The sequence below is a fragment of the Turicibacter faecis genome, from assembly GCF_037076425.1.
GTDB classification, from domain to species: domain Bacteria; phylum Bacillota_I; class Bacilli_A; order MOL361; family Turicibacteraceae; genus Turicibacter; species Turicibacter faecis.
Genome location: NZ_AP028127.1, coordinates 1378669 through 1398853, shown reverse-complemented (window position 1 = coordinate 1398853; position 20185 = coordinate 1378669). Strand labels below are relative to the sequence as shown.

Below are 20185 nucleotides of genomic sequence, written 5' to 3'. Positions count from 1 at the left end.
AAGAAAGACATTTTATATTCGAAGAGGAGGCCAAATGTTGTTGCGCTTTTTAAGCCATTGCTATAATGACATGAGGTAAGGTGTGAAAGGGAAGCACACTTCTAAGAGGAAATAAGTTCTTCTCTTCCGTAAAATAACATCATTTTTTACTTTATCACCTAGAGTGATTGTAGGATTGGCAGTTTTCGAAGAGGGTAATTTTCTTGTTAACATGGTATGGAAGATGAGAAAGGATTTGATGAGGATGTTTATAGATGCGGTGACTCCCCCACCAATTGAGATGGTTATCCAGGAAGAGCAAATATGTACGTTTGATCGCAAGATTGGAGATGTAACGGGAGATGGCATAGACGATTTTGTATATTTAACTGGACATAAAAAAAGCCCGGATGCCATTTATCAGGAGGGGATTACTATTTCGGTCGTCGATGGGGTTACAAATGAGGTGACTGAGCAAGTTTTAGACCTAAATGGGGGATATGGGAGTGCTTTGTTTTTAGGTGATTTTAATCAAGATGAGATTTCTGATATTTATGTCTCAATTAGTTCGGGTGGAAGTGGTAATATTAATTATTATTATATTTATAGTTTTAAAGATAAAACGCCTGTACAATTGCTTGATTATCAGTCTTTAAACCAATTATACGAATGGAGCGTTCGATTTTTAGATCATTATCAGGTAGAAGTCATAAATGATACGCTTAATCAAACGTATGAACTCAATTTATCTTTTAAAAATAAAGAATTTTTACAAAAATATTATGATAGCGAGGGAAAAACTAGAGAAGGGGTAGAAGGGGAAGTTCTTCCGCTAGGTGGATTATCTCCTATTATGACGCCACGAGGTAAAGGGGCCTATAGTCTTTTATCTTCGCAAGTCATTATTGGGACTGCAATGGTGGATCATCTTGGGGTAATTGAGATTTATTTAACTTATCAGGAAGGGAAGTTTATTCCTTATGATATGGTGATTGGTGAACAGGGAAATATAAAATGATGTCAATCTTGTTTTTGACTGGGCTTTATTAAAATCAATCATTTGATGTTAAAAGGTAAAAATGAAATTATTTCGAATTTTTAGGAGTTGGTTTCCTTATAGAATTATGGTACATTATAGGTATGTAAGACGAAGGAGGCCATTTTCTTGAAGGTTCAAATGGTAGATGGGTTTGATATAGAACTTTATGTTTACGAGCCACAATCAGAGGTTCGGACACGAGGAGTCATTCAATTAGTGCATGGTTCATGTGAACATGCCAAACGTTATGAGCAGTTCATTAGCTATTTACTCGAATTAGGGTATGTGGTGTACGCGAATGATCATCGAGGACATGGAGAATCTGTCCTCAATCCGGAGGATTATGGGTATTTTGGTGAAACCAATGGATGGTTTGATATGGTCGAAGATTTAAAAGTCATTAATGATTTGATTCATGCCCAACATCCAGACTTGCCAATCGTGATGCTTGGTCATAGTATGGGGTCTTTTTTAGCTAGACATTACGCGATTGATTATGGAGAAACGATTAATGGTTTAATTTTAACGGGAACGGCACATCAACCGTCCTATCAATTAAAACTAGGAAAATTTGCTGCAAAATTAATAAAGAAATTAAAGGGATCCCGACATCGTAGTATGTTAATTTATCAACTTTCTTACGGATCTTTTAATCGCCAACTTAAAGGGGCAAAGACGTCAAGTGATTGGATTTGTTATGATGATGAAGTAGTTAAAGCCTTTTGTGAAGATTCAAAATGTGGTTTTATTTTTACTGCCGCGGGGTTTGAAGATTTATTTACCGGATTGCTATACATGACGAATAGGGAAAATATTAAGCGAATGCCACATGATTTACCGGTTCTTATGTTGTCTGGAGAAGATGATCCTGTTGGTGGGTATGGAAGAATGGTTCTTAAATCCTATGAGGCGATGAAAGAAGCGGGACTTTTAGATATTCAATACACATTATATCCAAAGATGAGACATGAAATTTTAAATGAACGAGAAAAATTCCAGGTCTATTCTCAAATTACAACGTGGTTAAATGAAATTATATAGAAAACGGATAATTTAGTTTATCCGTTTTTTTATAGCCTTCATTTATGTAACCATCTATTGGAAGGTTAAGAAATTATTATTTAGCGGGAGGGTTCTAATTTTTATTGGAGATTAAAATGTTATTTTAAAAATTGAATTTTAAGGTGAAGATAGTGTAAAATAAAAGGAGTGAAATTTTAGAAGGAGGAATGAATAAATGACGACATTAGTTTTCGGACATAAAAATCCTGATACGGATTCAATTACGTCAACATTAGTCATGACGGATTTACAAACAAAATTAGGGATGGATGTAAAAGCCTGCCGTTTAGGTGAATTAAATAAAGAAACACAATACATTTTGAATTATTTTTCTGTTGAAGCACCAGAGTTAATTGATGGTGTAACGGAAGCAGATGAAGTGATTTTAGTTGACCATAATGAATTTAATCAAAGTGCAACTGGAATTGAGAAAGCAACAATTAAAATGGTAGTGGATCATCACCGTATTGCGAACTTCCAAACATCAGAACCTTTATTCTATCGTGCGGAGCCAGTTGGATGTACAGGAACGATTTTATATAAAATGTATAAAGAAAATAACGTTGAAATCGATGCTAAAATGGCAGGGTTAATGGCAAGTGCGATTATTTCAGATTCTTTATTATTTAAATCACCCACTTGCACGCCACAAGATGAAAAAGCTTGCCGTGAGCTTGCAGAAATTGCTGGACTTGAAGTGGAAACTTATGGGCTTGAAATGTTAAAAGCAGGAACAGATCTTTCAGATTTAACAGCAGGTCAATTATTAGGAATCGATGCAAAAGTATTCCCAATGGGAGCATCAACTGTTGAAATTGCACAAATTAACGTCGTAAGTATCGAGGATATGATGACACGTAAAGCAGAATTAGAAGCTGAGATGAAATCAATCATCGATGAAAAAGGATTAAATTTATTTGTTGCAGTGATCACAGATATTTTAAATAGTAATTCACAAATTATTGCTTTAGGTGAGCGTACAGATATTGTTGAGAAAGCTTTCAACGTTGAATTAACAGAAAATACAACGTTACTTGAAGGGGTTGTTTCTCGTAAAAAACAAATCGTTCCTGTAATGGATCGCATCGCTTAATTAGTGAGATAAAGTAAAAAACATCTTTTAGTCTCTAGGGATTGAAGGGTGTTTTTTATTTTTGTGAATAGAAAACTTTCCTTTTAGAGGATGAAATAAAAAAATTAAATCATAAAAGGTATAAAATGACAATTTATAAGGGTGTTTCTATGATAGATTTTAGTTATAGAGATGAATGAGGACGACTCTATAACTAAAAAATTTAAGATGGAGGTTAGGAAATGAGAAAAATCGGAAACTATGGATTAGCATTAATGACTGTTATAGCTTTAGGAAGTGGTGTGGGGTTGACGGCCCATGCAGGTTCAGTATCTAAAACGGTAACTAGCAATTTTACGAGTGCTTGGGAAAAAACGGCTACCGGAAGTAATGGAAGTAAATTGCAGTATGGATATAATACTGTTTTAATTAATGAGGATACGGCGTATGCCTATCATCCGTCAGCAAGCCATTATGCTAAAATTCAAAATGGAAAAGGGGCTCATACTTCTAGGTCTTCTTTTGGCGGTCAATGGTCAAAGCTTGAAGTGGTTCATTCTGGACAAACGGTGATTTATAGTTGTGAATGGTAAGATGAAAAAGTGCGAATGTTATATTCGCACTTTTAGTGTATAAGGAAGGGTGTGTGTCGGGTGAAGTGGGTGAAATACCTCATTGGGATTCTTTTGATTGCCATGAGTTTGATTTTTACTGGGGAGCTATTTATTTTCCATTTAGATCAATTTCAAGAAAGCTATTATCAAGCAACATTCGTCTTTGAGGAGACGACTTCCGAGGCATCAGAGATTATTTCAGATTTTTTAGAAGCGGCCGAACATTATGATGTAGATTTTTTCTTTGTAGATGGTGAGATAACATCGGATATAAAAAAGGAAATTAAGATTTATGGAACAGAAGGTGCATTAAAAAGCTTAGAGAATCGCCAAATTAAAACTCAAGAATATGATAGTTTATTTGTTGGAAAAACGGAGGTCATGTTACGACCGATTACTGAATTTTTTGATATTAAGAAGATGAAATCTTGTTATTTTATCGGAGAAGATGTTGAAACATTACGAGCCTTTAAAACCCAGTTGGTTGATAAATATTCGGGGGGGATGCCAAAACTTTACTCTTCTGATCAACAGACGGTAGCGAATTTAGTGCTTGTTTGGGGTGGAAGTTTTGCGATTATTTTACTCATGTCCTCTTATGAAATGTTAATTAGTAAAAAAGAACGAATGGTGCGTTACATGCTAGGTGAGGATATTCGTCAATTGGTTTGGCGAAATATTTTAGCAGATACATTTGTTTTTAGCGGGAGTTATGCCCTTGGAAGTCTTTTATTATCTAAGGTTTCAAATGTTACGTTTATGTCTACATTAAGTTTTTGGATGTTAGCCGTCTTTTTGATACTGAATGGTGTGTTATGGCTGTTTAGCTTGAGATATCAGCTAAAAAAAGATTTAGCAAAAGATGTAAATGGTCAAGGCTTACTTTTCGTGAGTTATGGCATAAAAGCTATGACGTTTGTTCTTACACTGTTATTAATCACGTTAAATTTAATTGTTTTTGTCGAAGGGTATGATTATTATCAGCAACGGGATTTTTTTAAAGCACACGAAGACTATGCTTATTATCAGATTAATTATCGGTTAGAAGATGATTTAACGGGGGAGCGAACGAGTGAGATTATTCAAAAATTTCATCAGACGTTTGAAAATCGGAGTTTGATGTATGCTGATTTATCAGATGAAGAGCACACGGTTCGTTTAATTAATGAGCAAACAAAACATGAGTTGCTTAAGCAAAATAGTCCGATTGCAGATGTTTTAAGTCAATGTACGGAGGAGAAGGTTTATATTCTCACCCCTTCATCGATTAAACAAGAGGCGAGTTTTAAAGCGTATCTTCAAATGGTGCTACGAATGTATTTAGGGGAGGCATTTACCGATTTGTCGTTGATTGAGTTTATTCCGTATGAGGAAGAGGTGCGCTTACTTGGAATTAGTGACCCGATGTATACGTATCGCAGTCATTATTCAAAAAATCCTGTTATCATTTTAAATCAAACAACGATTCAACATGACCCAACCGGAAATGCGATCTATTATGCTTATGATGTGATGTATGATATATCTGATGAGGAATTCTCCGAATTTATTAAGGATTATGGAATACAAAATCAAATTTTAAAGAAAACGAATGTGTATGAGTTGTATCAGTATAATTGGGCGATGGCTAAGCGTTGTATGAAATTAACAGCCTTATTGTCCATTTTTATGATTGCCCTTGAGTGTGTCATGATTTTATTTGTATTACGGCTAGAATATAGCTTTAAAGCGATGGAAATGGTTTTAAAAAAGACACTCGGGTATAGTTTGTTTGAAAGAGAAAAAGTTTTAGTGGGGTTAACACTACTTCTTTCATTAATAAGTTGTTTACTGGCAATGGTTATTGGTCAGTTCTTATTGATAGAAATAGACGTTTACTTTATAGGATTGAGTCTTTTTCTAACCGTGATTGAACTGATTTATATCGGATATAAGACAAAGCAATTAGAAAAATTAAAAATGGCATCCATTTTAAAGGGGGAGCGGATATGATTGAAGGGATTGAATTAAGTAAGCGATTTGAAGGTCGTGTTTTATTTGAAAACTTTAATTTTAAAATAGAATCTGGTGAATTTGTTTGCTTTTCGGGAGTAAGTGGTTGCGGCAAAACAACGTTATTAAATATGATTGGGATGATTGAGCCGTTTGATTCTGGAAAATTATTGATTGATGGGGAAGCGATTGTGACGCCTAAACAAAGGATGCAATATTTCCAAAAAAAACTTGGTTTTTTATTTCAAAATTTTGCGCTTGTTGAAAACAAGACCGTTGAACAAAATTTAAAGCTTATTCGTAAGCAAGATCGCACGAACTTAACGATGGAAGAAGCGTTAAAACGGGTGGGACTTTCTGGAGTTTTAAAGCAAAAAGTATATACATTATCTGGTGGGGAACAACAACGTGTGGCATTAGCACGCCTATTTTTTAAACAAAGTGAAATTATTTTAGCGGATGAGCCAACAGGATCTTTAGATGAGGCAAATGCTAATCGGATTATGCAGATTTTAAAGGAACTTCATCAAGAAGGGAAAACGATTATTTTAGTGACACATGATGAAAAAATAAAGAGAATGGCAGAGCGGGTGATTGAGTTATGAAGTTAAAAAAAGTCTATGCAGTTATTGGGATAATTGTTGTTAGTCTACTTATTTTTCATGGGGTATGGTATGTGAATCAAAAAGCATATGAACCTTATTGTGAAGGGTATGATTTATACTTTACGGCCTATGGCAAAACAACGGATCAAGCACAGTATACGGTATCTTTACCTAAGTATCCTCAGTTCACAGGAAATGTAGCAATCGGAAATTTAGAGGATACGTTAGCAATTATTATGTGGCCTGGGTTATTCGCTAAAGAAATAAAAGAATACGGTGTGACGCTTGTTGATCAAGGAATCGGGTATGAGGTCTACGTTGATGAGAAGATGAATTATTTAGAGACAAAGAAAAATCAATTTCTATCCGATGAACGGGAAACTGTTGAACAATTATTAGAACAACATCATGCAGAGCTTGTTAACATGCGTGAGCTTGCAAAAGGGGAATGGGGGCTGTAGACGTCAATCAATGGATGCTACGTGTTATAACTCCAATCCTTAGTCCCCTTTTTCGCTTGAAAAAATTCTTTATAAGAGGAGAGGTGTAGAACTTTTATCCATTGAATTGAAGGGAGTTAGTCTTGAGGGGCTAGACTCCTTTTATTTTTATTGAAAACTAGTTTTTGAATGATTAAAACCATCGTGGCAATCCCCCACCAATGGATAGGCAGGGCGATCATAAGTAAGTGGTTTTCTATGTCGAAAAAGGGATCTTAAGATAAAAAATGAAAATAATTAGCGTTTTCATTAAGTGTCTTTTTTTGTCATATTTACAGATTGAGGAATATCGCTTATAATGGTTTCGTTTCTTAATTATCTATTTACCTGTCAGGAGGTATTTTATTTGGAGAGTAAACGACTAATAAAAAAGCGGAGGGATCAACATAAACAAAGTGAAACGAAGGATTACATGTCACGGTGTGTGATCGGGGGGCTTGTTATTTCTACTTTATTAATATCACTTGTTTCACATGGGTTTAATGTCAGTGAGTTAGATCTTGGATGGATGAAATTAATCGGAGTGTTAATTGGAGGGATTGTTGGTTACTTATTTCAAAAGTAAGGATTTTATGTTCTAACTGATGAAAGTCTTAACGGGAAAGCCGTATAAAATAGAGGTTAAAAGACTATAAAATGAGTAGACAACGAAATAAATTTTTGCTTTGGAGGTTTAGAGATGAAGGATTATTTTGATTTATTCTGGACGTTTTGTCGTATTGGAGGTTTGACCTTTGGTGGCGGCTATGCCATGCTTCCAATGTTACAAAAGGAAGTAGTTGAAACAAAAAAATGGGTGACAGAAGAGGAAGTCATGGATTATTATGCCGTGGGACAATGTACCCCAGGGATTATTGCTGTGAATACCGCAACGTTTATTGGATATAAACATCATGGAATTTTAGGAGCGATTGTGGCTACTTCAGGTGTTGTTTTCCCTTCGCTTGTTATTATTATGGTTTTAGCTGCGTTTTTACAGTCTTTTGCAGAAATTGCGCTTGTTCAGCATGCATTTAATGGAATACGTGTTGCTGTTTGTGTGTTAGTTCTTACAGCGGTGATTAAGTTATGGAAGGGAGCGGTAGTAGACAAAGTTTGTCTGCTCATTGCCATTTTGACGATTTTAATTGGAATTTTAACGAATATTTCACCTGTCTTTATCGTGGTTGCTGCTGCCCTCATCGGATTATTTGTTAAAGGAAGAAAGGTGGAACATCGTTAATGACATATTTAGTATTGTTTTTAGAGTTTTTTAAGATTGGGTTATTTGCCGTAGGTGGGGGGCTATCAACTTTACCTTTTTTATCAGAATTAGCGGGAAAATATACGTGGTTTGATGAGGCTATGCTAGGAAATATGATTGCCGTTTCTCAATCAACTCCGGGGCCTATTGGAATTAATATGGCGACATACGCAGGATTTAATGCCGCTGGTATTTTAGGTGGAATCATTGCAACCGTTGGACTGGTCACACCGTCTGTTATTGTCATTATTATTGTCGCTCATGTTTTAAATAAGTTTAAAAAAAGCCAAGTGGTGCAAGCAATCTTTTATGCTCTTCGTCCGGCGGTAGCTGGGCTTATTGCCGTGGCTGGATTTGGAGTTTTTAAAATAGCAGTCTTAACGCTCGATCAATTTGAAATTACCCATCAGGTCGTTGATTTGTTAAACTGGAAAGCAGCGTTATTGTTTATAGTGATGTATTTTATGACAACAAAAATCAATAAACATCCTATTTTCTTTATCGCATTAGGCGCCGTTGTTGGTATTTTAATGGGCTTATAGATCAAAGATTAATAAAAAGGCATCGTCAGGTTCTGATGATGCCTTTTTATTGCATATAAATAAAAGGAAAGATGTAATAAACGGAAGAGAGTAACTTTCTTTAGGGGATTGGAGTGAAACAGATGTTATCGTATAAGTTTTTATTCGATGTCGCTATTATCTTACTTAGTACAAAAATATTAGGCTTACTTACAAAGAAATTCTCAATGCCACAGGTGGTAGGGGCGTTATTAGCGGGGCTTTTTCTCGGACCTGCGGTGCTAAATGTTTTACATGAAACGGATTTTATTAAACAGGTTGCTGAAATTGGTGTGATTGTTTTGATGTTTACGGCGGGACTTGAAACAGACTTATCCGAGTTGAAAAAGACAGGAAAGGCATCGTTTATTATTGCCCTATTTGGGGTGCTTGTCCCACTTTTACTTGGATTTTTACTTGTTTCTTTTTATAACCATGAGAGTGGTCCCGAAGAGGCAAATGTCATTTTACAAAATATCTTTATGGGGGTCATTTTAACAGCAACTTCTGTGAGTATCACGGTGGAAACCTTAAAAGAATTAGGTTGTTTAAATACACGGGCCGGGAACGCTATTTTAGGGGCGGCTATTATTGATGATATTTTAGGAATTATTGCATTGACAATTGTAACGAGTTGTGCAGATGCCTCAGTCAACGTCAGTATGGTATTGGGGAAGATTGTTCTTTTTTTCGTGTTTGCAATTGGAGCGGGTATTATCTTTTACCGTGTGTATAGTCATTGGGTTAAAGGCTATCACAAGGATATGCGACGATTTGTGATTATTGCCTTTGTTTTTTGCTTGTTATTATCATTTTGCGCAGAGGAGTTTTTTGGGGTTGCCGATATAACGGGTGCTTTTATTGCAGGACTCATTTTATCGAATTCGCCCTGTGTTCCTTATATTACTTCACGGTTCGAAATTATTTCGTATATGTTATTATCCCCTATTTTTTTCGCAAGTATCGGTATTCAGGTAGATTTGACAGGAATGAATCATGAGTTTTTTTGGTTTACCATTTTGCTCGTTGTGATTGCGATTGTGTCTAAAATTATTGGTTGTGGTTTAGGTGCGAGAATGTGTCATTATTCGAAAGAAGAGTCCTTGCAAATCGGTGTTGGAATGGTTTCAAGAGGGGAGGTTGCCCTAATTGTTGCAAGTAAAGGGGCGGCAGTTGGACTAATGGGAACAGCATTTTTTGCTCCTGTGGTATTAATGGTTGTTGTAACGACCGTCATGACCCCTATTTTTCTAAATTGGGTTTTCAAACCTAAACATAGAAGGCATAAATAAGTTAGCGCCCCCGGGGCGTTTTTTTATAGGTTGGAAGGAGGAGAGGAAAAGAAGAGGTGGACGATCAAAATTTGATCATTAGAGGTAATTGATTTAAGTGATAAAAGATGTCGAAATATGTTATAATAAAATTATATTGTATATTAGAAAGGGGCAATCATGATGATTTACCTCGCTTTATGTGATGATGATGCTGTGTTTCGTTTAAAGTTTAAAGAAATGCTAACACGCGTCCTAGATAACGCTGGAATCTTTCATCATATTTACGAATTTGAATCGGGTGAAGACCTTTTAGAAAATTATCCTAAAAAATTAGATATTCTTTTTTTAGATATTCAAATGAAACAATTAAATGGAATTGAGACAGCGAAAGAGATTAGAATTTATGATACACAAGTTGATATTTTATTTTTAACCTCAATCATTGACTACGCCCCGGAGGGATATGAAGTTCGGGCTTACCGGTATATCCTAAAGTCAGTAAGTGAAACTAAATTATCAAGACATATACTAGCCTGTATAAGGGAACGACGCTTAAAGACAACCCAGGATTTAGTCTTACGTGAGAAAAATTCTATTTTTCGTATCGGGGTCCATTCTATTTTATATATTGAAACTAAACGTCCTAATTTGATTATTCATACGCTTAATGGGGCGCATTCGATTCGGATGAGCATTGCTGAAATGGAAACACGCTTAAATGAGTTAGATGGTACCGGATTTTATCGCTGTCATAATAGTTACATTATTAGTTTGAGACAAGTAGAATCTCTAGGGTCGCAATCACTTAAAATGCGGGGTGGGATAGAAATTCCCGTGAGCAAGTATCGTCTATCTGGCCTAAAAACTGCCTTGACGATTGCGTTAGGAGAGTTAATTTAGGGGGGAAAAGATAGATGGGGCTTTTAAAGGATTTGGTCTTTGTTATTTATGCGCCTCACTTTGTAGTTAGATGCCCAATGATTTCTAAAACAACTTGTAGTTTCTTAGTCAGGGGAGGCAGGCGGATAACTGAAGATGAGAATTCAAATGGGGAATACAGATACGTTCATCCAATGCAACAGGAATCAATAGTTATATAACTTTCAATTTGTTTTCCATTCGGGAAGGTTTCCCACTTTTGAATGATATTGTTTCTTCTATATAAGGAGCGATAAATTTTAGTGTCATGTTAAGGAGGCTATATGTTTCAATCATTGGCTAATATGCTCGTTCAACAATTAATTCGTTATGGAATGATTGAGTCGCAAGAAGCGGAGATTTATCGTTATGGATTTGAGATTTTGATTTATTTTATAGTAAATGTATTGATTGCGTTTGTATTGGGTGGAATTTTTGGAGAGTGGATTGGAACAGGGTTATTTTTAGGATGTTATTGCACGTTACGTCAATTTACTGGGGGTTATCATGCTAAAAATTATCTGCTTTGTACCTTAACATTTGCTACCATCTATACAGTAACGCTTATTTTAATTCATTATTTATCCTTTTTGGAGATTCGTTGGTTAATTGTAGTGGGATTAGGGTTAAGTTTTTACACCATCTATAGGTTGGCTCCGCTTGAACACCCTAATAAGCCGCTTCAGAGAGAGGAGAAAGTCTACTACAGGAAAATTTCTTTAATGATGGTCTTTTTTGTGATGGGGACTGTGATATGTCTTTTACCGATTAGAGCGCTTTTGACCTTCTTATTGTATCCTGTATTTGCAGTTTTTTGGATTGCATTATTGCTAATATTAGGGAAATTATTCAACAAGAAGTAGAGGAAATAAATTCCTTTGCTTCTCGTTTTTTTTGATATAAAACTTTAATTTTTGATCGATTTTGTCCAAACTGCTACAGTTATCGTCCAGTTTGCACAAAGGGGTATAAAAATAAAATTAAATATGATATATTCGACACGTGATAAAAAGAGTTCTGAAAGGGTAAGTGAGGTGATAAGTAAAGTAGAATAATCGATTTAAAATAGAGGGTGAGTTAAAAGAATAAAACGATTAAAAATAGTAGGATTTAAAGGATGAAGAGCATACATGAGGGATGAAAAAATAAAAATGAATTTTATTTGGATTTTATTGATGATTATATTGTTATTTTTAGGGAGTCATCGGATTTCATCGATTAAGGGAGAATCGAGGAGAAATCAAGAGATATATTTAGTGGATTTAGAAGGTAGGAGAGTAGAGAATAAATCAGAATGAGATGACTGATTGTCTATATGGGAGTGTCTAGGTAGCGTTTAGTTGTGTAGCATGAAAAAAAGGAATGGGAGACCTTTAGTTCATAGGACATGACAAGAGATTGAATACCTTATCCTGGGTAAGGTAGCGGAAATGGTTTACCCTTTTTGGTAGCTTGAATAAAGAAGGATTGGGAACCTTCAAGGGAGAAAAGACGAAAACGAGTAGGGTCGTGAATTGTTTATAAAACTTTTATGAGAATGAATAGGTAGAAGTGGGAAGCTATCGGTTCATTCTTTTTTATTAAATTGCCAAGGAATGACTAAAATGTCGGTTTAACTTCTTTTTTGTTGCAAATCACAGTCAAAGTCCTTTATAATGAAACATATCGTATGTACCGTAAGATTAAATAGAAAAGGATGGCTTACAAGTGATGAAGACAGAAACGATGGATGGTTATTTATATATCATTAATTATGCAGAAGGCGAAGAGTCTTTATGTCGTTTAGAGATGAAGGTGCTATTTAATCAAGAGCTAACAGGTAAGTATCTATTTTCTAGCCTAGCGATTGACCCGTCCCGAAGTGTTTTTATTAAAGAGCGTTTAACCATTTTATACTCGCATCCAACGTATGAAGGATTGTATCAACAAGTAAAGGAGAATCCTCTAAATCTTGAAACATTTAAGTGTCTCTTTTTAAGGTTTAAAGGACAGGAGCTTTCATATCAAGAGCGTTTAAAACGATTAAAAGATATTGGTTTCTTAATTGGCGGGGAAGCGGATATGTATCAGCCAAAGCAGGTATTAGGATTAACCGTAATTGAAGGGCGTTGGTTATTTGGAATCCTTGAGGCAAATTCGAATGAGTGGGTAAGTCATGAAAATAAACCCCATTCCTATTCTTTTTCCTTAAGTGTACGCGTTTCACGCGCGGTGGCTAACATTGCGGTGGGACGTCATCCTCATCGACAAATTATTGATCCGTGCTGTGGAGCTGGGACGGTAATTCTCGAAGTTTTAACGGTAGGTGGAAAAATTGTTGGGAATGAATTAAATCCAAAGGTGGCACAAAAAGCAATTGAAAACTTAAAACACTATGGGTATGAGCCGGTTATTCAAATTGGTGATATTCAAGATATTAAGGAGCATTACGAGGTTGCTATTCTGGATTTACCTTATGGGCACTTTAATCCAATTGAGCCTGAAGTGCAGCGGATGATTATTAAAGAGGCCCGTCGTATTGCGGATGAACTCATTATTGTGACACAAGTCAATATGAACCAACAATTAAAAGAGGTAGGTTTCGAAGTTTTAGAACAGTGTACAGCTGTTAAAGGAAAATTTACACGGTACATTACGATGTGTCGTTAATTTTAGTTTAGTAGATATTGTAGGTGGTTATCTGTAAAGGTAGCTAGAGGAGGAAAAAGTATGAATCAAAAGTTATTTAAAGACGCACTTGTTATCGGATTTGCGTTATTCGCCATGTTTTTTGGTGCCGGGAATTTAATTTTCCCTGCTTTTTTAGGAAATATGATGGGCGATCAGTTTTTACCAGCATTAATTGGATTCTTATTGACAGGCGTTGGTCTACCCTTACTTGGAATTATGGCCTGCTCACGTGCTGAGGGTTCTTATGAATTAATGGCATCGCGCGTAAGTCCATTATTTGCTAAAATATCGGCCACAATCTTAATTTTAGCCATTGGTCCTATTATCGCCATTCCAAGAACGGCTTCGACTACATTTGAATTGGGGGTAGCTACACTTCTTCCTGGGGCTAATGCCTTAGTGACAACATTAATCTTTTTTGCTATATGTTTATTTTTCGTTTTAAAACCGACTTCGATTGTAGATTTAATTGGAAAATTTTTAACGCCAGGATTATTAACAGTATTAATCTTAATTATTATTAAAGGGATTGTATTTCCAATCGGAGAGGTTGCGTCACTCGGCGTTGAAGGAGCCTTTTCTTTATCATTTAAAGAAGGATATCAGACGATGGATGTCATTGCCGCTATGATTTTTGGTTCAATTATACTCTCTTCTGTAAGAGCCAAAGGATATCAGGATCACCGTAGTATGTCAAAAGTTATTTTACTTTCTGGATTGATTTCGGTTATCGGTCTTGCCATCGTTTATGGAGGCTTGATGTATTTAGGGGCACAAACCTCATCACTTGAAAGTCTAAGTTTTTCCCGTACACAATTAGTTATGTATATTACGAAAGAAGTATTTGGATCTTTTGGAGCAGTCTTTTTAAGTGTTTCAGCTATTTTAGCGTGTTTAACAACGTCCATTGCCTTGTTAACAGCAAGCGCAAGCTTTTTTACCCGTTTATTTAAAGAACGTATTCCTTATTCTGTGAATGCAGTGGTTCTAACGGTGATTAGTATTTTGATGGCGACAAATGATGTAGATTCAATTGTTGCTTTAGCAGGGCCGGCATTAGATATTATTTATCCAGTTGTAATTGTTTTAATTTTATTAACACTACTTGGACGAATGGTTAAATCTAATCGAGTGATTGCAAGTACTGTTTATGTTGTTCTTGGGCTAAGTACTATAACAACGTTGGCTAATATTTTTGATGTGACGAGCCTTAAAGATGTTTTAGATTATTTACCATTTAATGAGATGGGACTCGGTTGGTGTTTACCAGCAATTTTAGTTTTCTTACTAGCAACCATGCTTACCCCATCGAATAAGTAATATCTCCCCCCTTCTGAAATATTCAGAAGGGGGTTTTAATGTTTTTGGGGATAGTAGGTTTTTAAAAGGATAAGATAAATAGTAAAAATGATAGTTTTCTGTAGTAAAGGGGGCAATGAAGGTGAACAATCATCCGCTATTAAAAAAGATGTCTATCGAATCACTGGAAAAGCTAAATGTACAAATGGAAGAAGTACAACTTCAAAGAGGGCAATCACTATTTTTTCAGGCTGAGGTTGCCGATTATGTTTATTACGTTAATCACGGGATGGTCAAGGTTGTAAGGGTGTCGGAAACAGGACAAGAAAAAATTCTTTCGCTGTATACAACAGGACAATTTCTGGCATTAAGTACTTTATTTAATCCTCCGCATTTGTTTCCCGCGACTGCCGTTGCCATTAATCGGGCACGAGTGATGAAGTTACCACGGCAAGTGTTAGAGGAAGGGGTGTTATCAACAAAAGAGGCGACCTATGAATGGTTTCGATATCTGAATCGTCGATTAGAAGGGATCCAACAGCTAGCGACCGATCAAGTTTTTATGGGGGCGGAAGAGCGTCTAAAAAAATGGCTGTTTAATTTATTGAAGCAAGAAACGCAAGGATCTGATGGATGGAATGAAGTGATTGTTCCGATTTCTAGGCAAGAAATAGCTGATTTATTAGGGATTCGTCGTGAAACATTGAGTCGTTTATTGAAAGACTTGAGGCATTTAGGTTTTGTAGATGTTCAAGGAAGAACGTTTAAAGTTAGTCGTTTATGGTTAGCCAATGATTTAAAAAACTAGATTGGAAAAGAACGCCTTAAATTCGCTCAATCACAATGACGATTATTCTAGGTTCGAGTGTGTAGTTTAGAGGTATGAGTTGTTGGCTTTTGTTTATACTATGAGGGAAAGCGAGGTGATTCGCATGGCTAAAAAAGGAATGCGTCGTCCAGATCCTAGTGAACCTCATGGAACTGAAAGCAATAAGAAAAATAAACATCCTAAAAACGATATGCCACCTGTTCCAGAAATTCAGGGAAAAGCAAAACATGGGCATGTTAAAGCGGGACGTGTATAAAAGAAAGGTCTATCCGTGTAATGGATAGACCTTTTTAAGAGGACTTTAAAGTAAGATTTCCGTTTGATACCGTAATTTTTAAACTGATACGTTTTTCTTGTTTGGATGAATGAAATTGAATAGTAGCAATTTCTCCTTCACGGTCCGTAATAATTCCGTCACCAAATTGTTGATGAGAAATTAATGTTCCAACCGTATAATCATCTAAATTAACTAAAGACCCAGGTAAAATTTTCAAATCATTTATTTTCTTACCGCTTAATGTACGTTTAGTAGATTCATTGGATTGGAATTGTGGATTAGGATTCAGGATTTTATGGACTTCTTTGATAAAGATGGAGCGATCAAAAATCATGTTATGCTTACTAGAAATACTCAGAAGGTATAGCTGATGACGCGCTCTCGTCATGGCTACATAAAAAAGTCGTCGTTCTTCCTCAAACTCTGCATCATCTTTTAAAAGGTGTTGAGTAAGCGCGTTTGAAGAGGGAGTTATTCCATCCATGCAGTCGATCAGAAACACGGTGTCAAATTCTAATCCTTTTGAAGCGTGGAAAGTGAGCAGGCGAACGGCATTTTGAGCAGATGTTATATTTTGATGGCTAAGGCGATAGAGATGAGATAATCGATTCAAAAATTCATGGACATCGCTCGTTTCCGTTGCGATACCTTTTAATGTTTCAATGATAGCAATTCCCTGGGTATAAGTACGCTCCTTTTCATCCTTTAAAAATCCCTTTTTTACCAAATAGGATTCATAATCAAGGGAATCCAAAATATAGTTAATGGCTCTTCTTGGTGGAAGAGTGATTATTTTTGGAAGAAGGAGTTTGAATTTTCTAATTTTCTTTTGCTGGAAGGTCGTTTTAAAGGTAACTTCCTGGGTTAGAAAGTCAAGGTATGAGTTTTTAGTCTGCGAAAGTGCCGCTGAGATCGTGGCGGCCGATAAATATAGCACCTTTGCAATGCGTTTAAAAGCTTCGGCATCTTGAGGATAAAGAGACAAGTGAAAAAAGGCGACGATATCTTTAACAATGGGATGTGAAAAAAAGGAGATACGTCCCTCTTGTAAACAGAAAGGTAATTGATTTCGTTCTAAATGTTCGATGAGTGAGATAGCAGAGACATTTTGCCGGTATAAAATTGCCACTTGATTAAGATTATTTATTTGCTTTAGTTGTTCGATGAGATAATCAAATTGTTCGCGTTCATTTTGAAAATGATGAAGAATGGGAAGGGGACCCTTTGGATTAGGGGTTTTAATCTCCTTAGGGTACCTCTCGGTATTAGAACTAATAAATCTAGACGAAAGGTCGACAATGTCTTTGCTAGAACGAAAATTATCGGTTAAATAGATAAAGGTTGCCTCTGGATATGTTTTTTTAAAATCTAATAGTTGTTTGGGGTAGGCACCGCGAAACGCATAAATACTCTGATCGTCGTCGCCCACTAAGAAAAGATTATTTAAAGGGGCCGCAAGTAGTTTAATGAACTCGTATTGAATTTTCGAGGTATCTTGAGCTTCATCAATTTGAATATGAGTATATTTTTGTTGATAAAAATTTCGTAAGGAATCATGGTTTTTTAAGATGTAAAAGGCGGTTGTTAACAAATCATCATAATCGAGAAAATGGTGGGCTTCTTTTTTTGCTTCATATGCCCGATAAATTTGGATAAATAATGCCTGTTCCTCTTCGACGTATTGCTTGATTTCATTTGTTTGACTCGGAGAAATCATTAGATTTTTTAGAAGACTAATTTGTCCAGTTAAGGTCTCATATTCATCATCGCTTAAATAACGTTCGGTTTGTTCAAGGTAGATGGCAGAAAGGAGTTGTTTTTTATTTATGTGAGATGGTGCGGTCGACTCAATAAATTGGTAATGCGATCCGGTTATTTTTTCGAAGTGTCGAATAACGTGAAAGGCAAAACTATGAATAGTGGAGAATTTCACGTGAGGGGCTAACGTTGGAAAAAGGGATTGGAAACGCTCATTCATATCTTTAGCTGAAGCCTTAGAAAAGGTTAAGGCTAAAATTTGATGAGGTGAAACGTTTCCCTTAACAATTAGATTGGCAAGCCGAATGACAGTGACTGTCGTTTTTCCACTTCCAGGACAGCTAATAACGCAGGTCGGTCCATCTAAGGCTTCAACCGCCTGTTTTTGTTCAGGGGTAAGTGTTATATTGTAATTATCAAGTAAATAAACGCTTAGTGCATCAGCCATTTATGAATCCTCCTTTTAAATGTAATGGTCTTTCTTTTATTATACAAGAAGTTTAAATTTTTGACTTCTTCTTATGTGAAATATCATAGGAAATATGGACCAAATAGTGATTCGCTTAATATGATAATGTAGGGAAGAAGGTGATGATGTGGCTTTTTGGGATGATCTACAAAAAACAGTATCTAAAACGGCCGAATCAGGTCTTAAACAAACAAATAAATGGTTAGAGATTGGGAAGCTAACAATGTCATTAAATGCCGCAAAGCTTGAGTTAAACGAACTATTTGAGCAATTGGGTGAATTTGTTTATACGAATAAAGTAACAGATCTCTCACATTCTGAACAAGTGCAGGAACTTTTTCATCAGATTTCATTACAAAAATCAAAAATTCGAAAAATACAAGTAGAGATTAACCAAGTGAAACAAATTCGGGCGTGTGAAAATTGTGGTTATGAATTGAGTGAAAATGATAAATATTGTCCGCAATGTCGGGCCCCTCAGTCGGATAAGATTGATTGGCATTTATAAAATAAGGTCCTTCCAAGGAGAAAACTTCTTGCGAAGGATTTTTTATAGCATTTTTTGTAGTATTTTAGTATAATAAGGTTATTTATAGGATAATTGAGAAGGGAAGATGAGATATGATTATCGTTTTAATCACCTTATTGGTACTAATGATTGCTGGTTATTTAATTAAAAAGAAGGTTGAGATTAAGTGGGTAATGTTTTTCAGTGGGATTCTTTTAATGATTTGCGCCATTTTTTTACACATCCCGCTTTTAACGGAAGAAAAAAGTAGCGGTGTTCCATTTTTTGATTTATTTAAGTTGATTGGAGAAGTGTTTACTAAGCAATTAACAGGGGCTAGTTTTATTTTAATGTTATTATTCGGTTATACTGCCTTCATGAGGGAGATTGGGGCTAACCAAATGACTGTTTATTTATTTAGTCGTCCTTTATCAAGGCTTAAATACAAGGCGTTATTAATTCCATTTTTTTATTTGATTGGAAATGTTTTAGGGCTAATGATCCCAAGTGCTTCTAGCTTATCAGTTCTCCTGATGACAACAGCTTATCCAATTTTAGTTTCGGCAGGTGTTTCTCCACTCAGTGTTGGGGCTGTCATTGCAATGGCCGCTACGATTGCACCGACTCCATTAGGTGCAGATAATATTTTAGCGGCGGATGCACTTTCAATGGACGTAGGGACATACGTTTTTGATTATCATGCGAAAGTTTCATTACCCGTTATTTTAATTCTAGCGGTGATTCACTTTTTTTGGCAACGATTCTGTGATAAGAGGGAGCAAGCGTCAGGCTTTTCATTTAAATCCGAAATTATAGAGTCAGGTGTGGGGGCTACTTGTGTCCCACGATTTTATGCTATTTTACCAATGTTGCCGTTAATTATTCTCATTATTTTTAATGTCATTTTAAAGAAAGTTAATGTGGGAATGGTTGAGGTCACATTGTGTTCTTTTGTCCTTGCCATTTTATGTGAGGTTATTAGAAAACGTTCAATTCAACATGGCTTTGAATCTATTCAATGCTTTTTTGATGGGATGGGGGTTGGATTGACGACCGTTGTTATTCAAGTTATTGCGGCGATGACATTTGTTGAAGGATTAAAGGTAATAGGGGTGATTGATTTCCTGACTGGAGAAATTCATCAATTAGCAGGAGCTAGTTTTATTCTAATGTTATTTTTCTGTTTGCTTGCGTTAGGAATTGGTTTACTAAGTGGAAGTGGATTAGCTCTTTTTTATGCCTGTGTTGAGCTTATGCCAAGTTTTGCTCCATTTGTCAATCCGTTAATGTTGGCTATTCCTATGCAATTTGTGTCTCATTTAGTAAAAAGTATTTCTCCTGTTTCACCAACGGTTATCATTATTTCATCGATGTTGAAGGTTGCGCCGTATCGATTAGTGAAGCGGACCATTGTTCCGTCGATTATTGGAATGATTTTATCAATGCTTCTTTCTTATCTGTTGTTTTAATGAGTTAGGTAAAAAGATGGATTAATTGATAGGTTTAAGTTCCATATC

20 protein-coding genes are annotated in these 20185 nt (G+C 35.8%); 19 read left to right on the top strand and 1 reads right to left on the bottom strand.

From position 1 onward, the window contains the following. Positions 1-238 precede the first annotated feature (238 nt). The 17 genes from AACH31_RS06645 to AACH31_RS06565 all read left to right on the top strand — a co-directional run bounded on the left by AACH31_RS06645 (position 239) and on the right by AACH31_RS06565 (position 15912). Complete coding sequence (locus AACH31_RS06645) at positions 239-997, top strand: FG-GAP repeat domain-containing protein (RefSeq protein ID WP_237659002.1); 759 nt, start codon at positions 239-241, stop codon at positions 995-997. Between the two features lie 147 nt (positions 998-1144). After that, a complete protein-coding gene (locus AACH31_RS06640; RefSeq protein WP_161832937.1) occupies positions 1145-2059 on the top strand; it encodes an alpha/beta hydrolase in 915 nt (304 codons plus the stop codon). Between the two features lie 196 nt (positions 2060-2255). After that, positions 2256-3173 carry a manganese-dependent inorganic pyrophosphatase gene (locus AACH31_RS06635; protein WP_262953720.1) on the top strand — a complete coding sequence of 306 codons (918 nt, stop codon included), beginning with the start codon at positions 2256-2258 and terminating at the stop codon, positions 3171-3173. 221 nt (positions 3174-3394) lie between these two features. Beyond that, positions 3395-3745 (top strand): hypothetical protein, encoded by a 351-nt coding sequence (locus tag AACH31_RS06630; protein ID WP_262953721.1) that lies wholly within the window; start codon positions 3395-3397, stop codon positions 3743-3745. Between the two features lie 60 nt (positions 3746-3805). Further along, entirely contained in the window at positions 3806-5758 is a 1953-nt protein-coding gene (locus tag AACH31_RS06625; RefSeq protein WP_262953722.1) for a hypothetical protein, read from the top strand. Further along, entirely contained in the window at positions 5755-6363 is a 609-nt protein-coding gene (locus AACH31_RS06620) for an ATP-binding cassette domain-containing protein (protein WP_262953723.1), read from the top strand. Before AACH31_RS06625 ends, AACH31_RS06620 begins: the two co-directional genes overlap by 4 nt. After that, on the top strand, positions 6360-6824 hold the full coding sequence (locus tag AACH31_RS06615; protein WP_338617259.1) for a hypothetical protein: 465 nt from the start codon (positions 6360-6362) through the stop codon (positions 6822-6824). The genes AACH31_RS06620 and AACH31_RS06615 overlap by 4 nt, the downstream gene beginning before the upstream one ends. Before the next feature lie 385 nt (positions 6825-7209). Then, positions 7210-7428: a hypothetical protein gene (locus AACH31_RS06610; RefSeq protein WP_161831678.1), complete on the top strand. Its 219-nt coding sequence runs from the start codon at positions 7210-7212 to the stop codon at positions 7426-7428. A gap of 114 nt (positions 7429-7542) precedes the next feature. Further along, a complete protein-coding gene (locus AACH31_RS06605) occupies positions 7543-8085 on the top strand; it encodes a chromate transporter (protein WP_161831679.1) in 543 nt (180 codons plus the stop codon). After that, positions 8085-8648, top strand: coding sequence for a chromate transporter (locus AACH31_RS06600; protein WP_338617257.1), 564 nt, complete (start codon positions 8085-8087; stop codon positions 8646-8648). Before AACH31_RS06605 ends, AACH31_RS06600 begins: the two co-directional genes overlap by 1 nt. Positions 8649-8770: 122 nt before the next feature. Then, on the top strand, positions 8771-9958 hold the full coding sequence (locus AACH31_RS06595) for a cation:proton antiporter (RefSeq protein WP_161831681.1): 1188 nt from the start codon (positions 8771-8773) through the stop codon (positions 9956-9958). 159 nt (positions 9959-10117) lie between these two features. Next, positions 10118-10840 carry a LytR/AlgR family response regulator transcription factor gene (locus AACH31_RS06590; protein WP_338507301.1) on the top strand — a complete coding sequence of 241 codons (723 nt, stop codon included), beginning with the start codon at positions 10118-10120 and terminating at the stop codon, positions 10838-10840. A gap of 302 nt (positions 10841-11142) precedes the next feature. Next, the gene (locus tag AACH31_RS06585; RefSeq protein ID WP_161831683.1) at positions 11143-11721 is read left to right on the top strand and encodes an accessory gene regulator ArgB-like protein; all 579 of its coding nucleotides are present in this window, start codon (positions 11143-11145) and stop codon (positions 11719-11721) included. Between the two features lie 847 nt (positions 11722-12568). Beyond that, entirely contained in the window at positions 12569-13507 is a 939-nt protein-coding gene (locus AACH31_RS06580; RefSeq protein ID WP_202618730.1) for a TRM11 family SAM-dependent methyltransferase, read from the top strand. 60 nt (positions 13508-13567) lie between these two features. After that, positions 13568-14848, top strand: coding sequence for a branched-chain amino acid transport system II carrier protein (gene brnQ / locus AACH31_RS06575; RefSeq protein ID WP_161831685.1), 1281 nt, complete (start codon positions 13568-13570; stop codon positions 14846-14848). A gap of 121 nt (positions 14849-14969) precedes the next feature. Continuing rightward, positions 14970-15635, top strand: a complete 666-nt coding sequence (locus AACH31_RS06570; protein ID WP_338617256.1) for a Crp/Fnr family transcriptional regulator — start codon at positions 14970-14972, stop codon at positions 15633-15635. A gap of 124 nt (positions 15636-15759) precedes the next feature. After that, on the top strand, positions 15760-15912 hold the full coding sequence (locus AACH31_RS06565; protein ID WP_172676248.1) for a hypothetical protein: 153 nt from the start codon (positions 15760-15762) through the stop codon (positions 15910-15912). A gap of 34 nt (positions 15913-15946) precedes the next feature. Here AACH31_RS06565 and AACH31_RS06560 read toward each other — a convergent pair whose 3' ends face one another. Further along, on the bottom strand, positions 15947-18139 hold the full coding sequence (locus tag AACH31_RS06560) for an ATP-dependent helicase (protein WP_161831687.1): 2193 nt from the start codon (positions 18137-18139) through the stop codon (positions 15947-15949). A 148-nt stretch (positions 18140-18287) separates the two neighbouring features. Here AACH31_RS06560 and AACH31_RS06555 point away from each other — a divergent pair, with 148 nt between their 5' ends. Together AACH31_RS06555 and dcuC are read left to right on the top strand one after the other, a co-directional pair. Next, positions 18288-18668: a zinc ribbon domain-containing protein gene (locus tag AACH31_RS06555; protein ID WP_161831688.1), complete on the top strand. Its 381-nt coding sequence runs from the start codon at positions 18288-18290 to the stop codon at positions 18666-18668. 113 nt (positions 18669-18781) lie between these two features. Next, positions 18782-20137 carry a C4-dicarboxylate transporter DcuC gene (gene dcuC, locus AACH31_RS06550; protein ID WP_338617253.1) on the top strand — a complete coding sequence of 452 codons (1356 nt, stop codon included), beginning with the start codon at positions 18782-18784 and terminating at the stop codon, positions 20135-20137. The last annotated feature ends 48 nt before the right edge of the window (positions 20138-20185 follow it).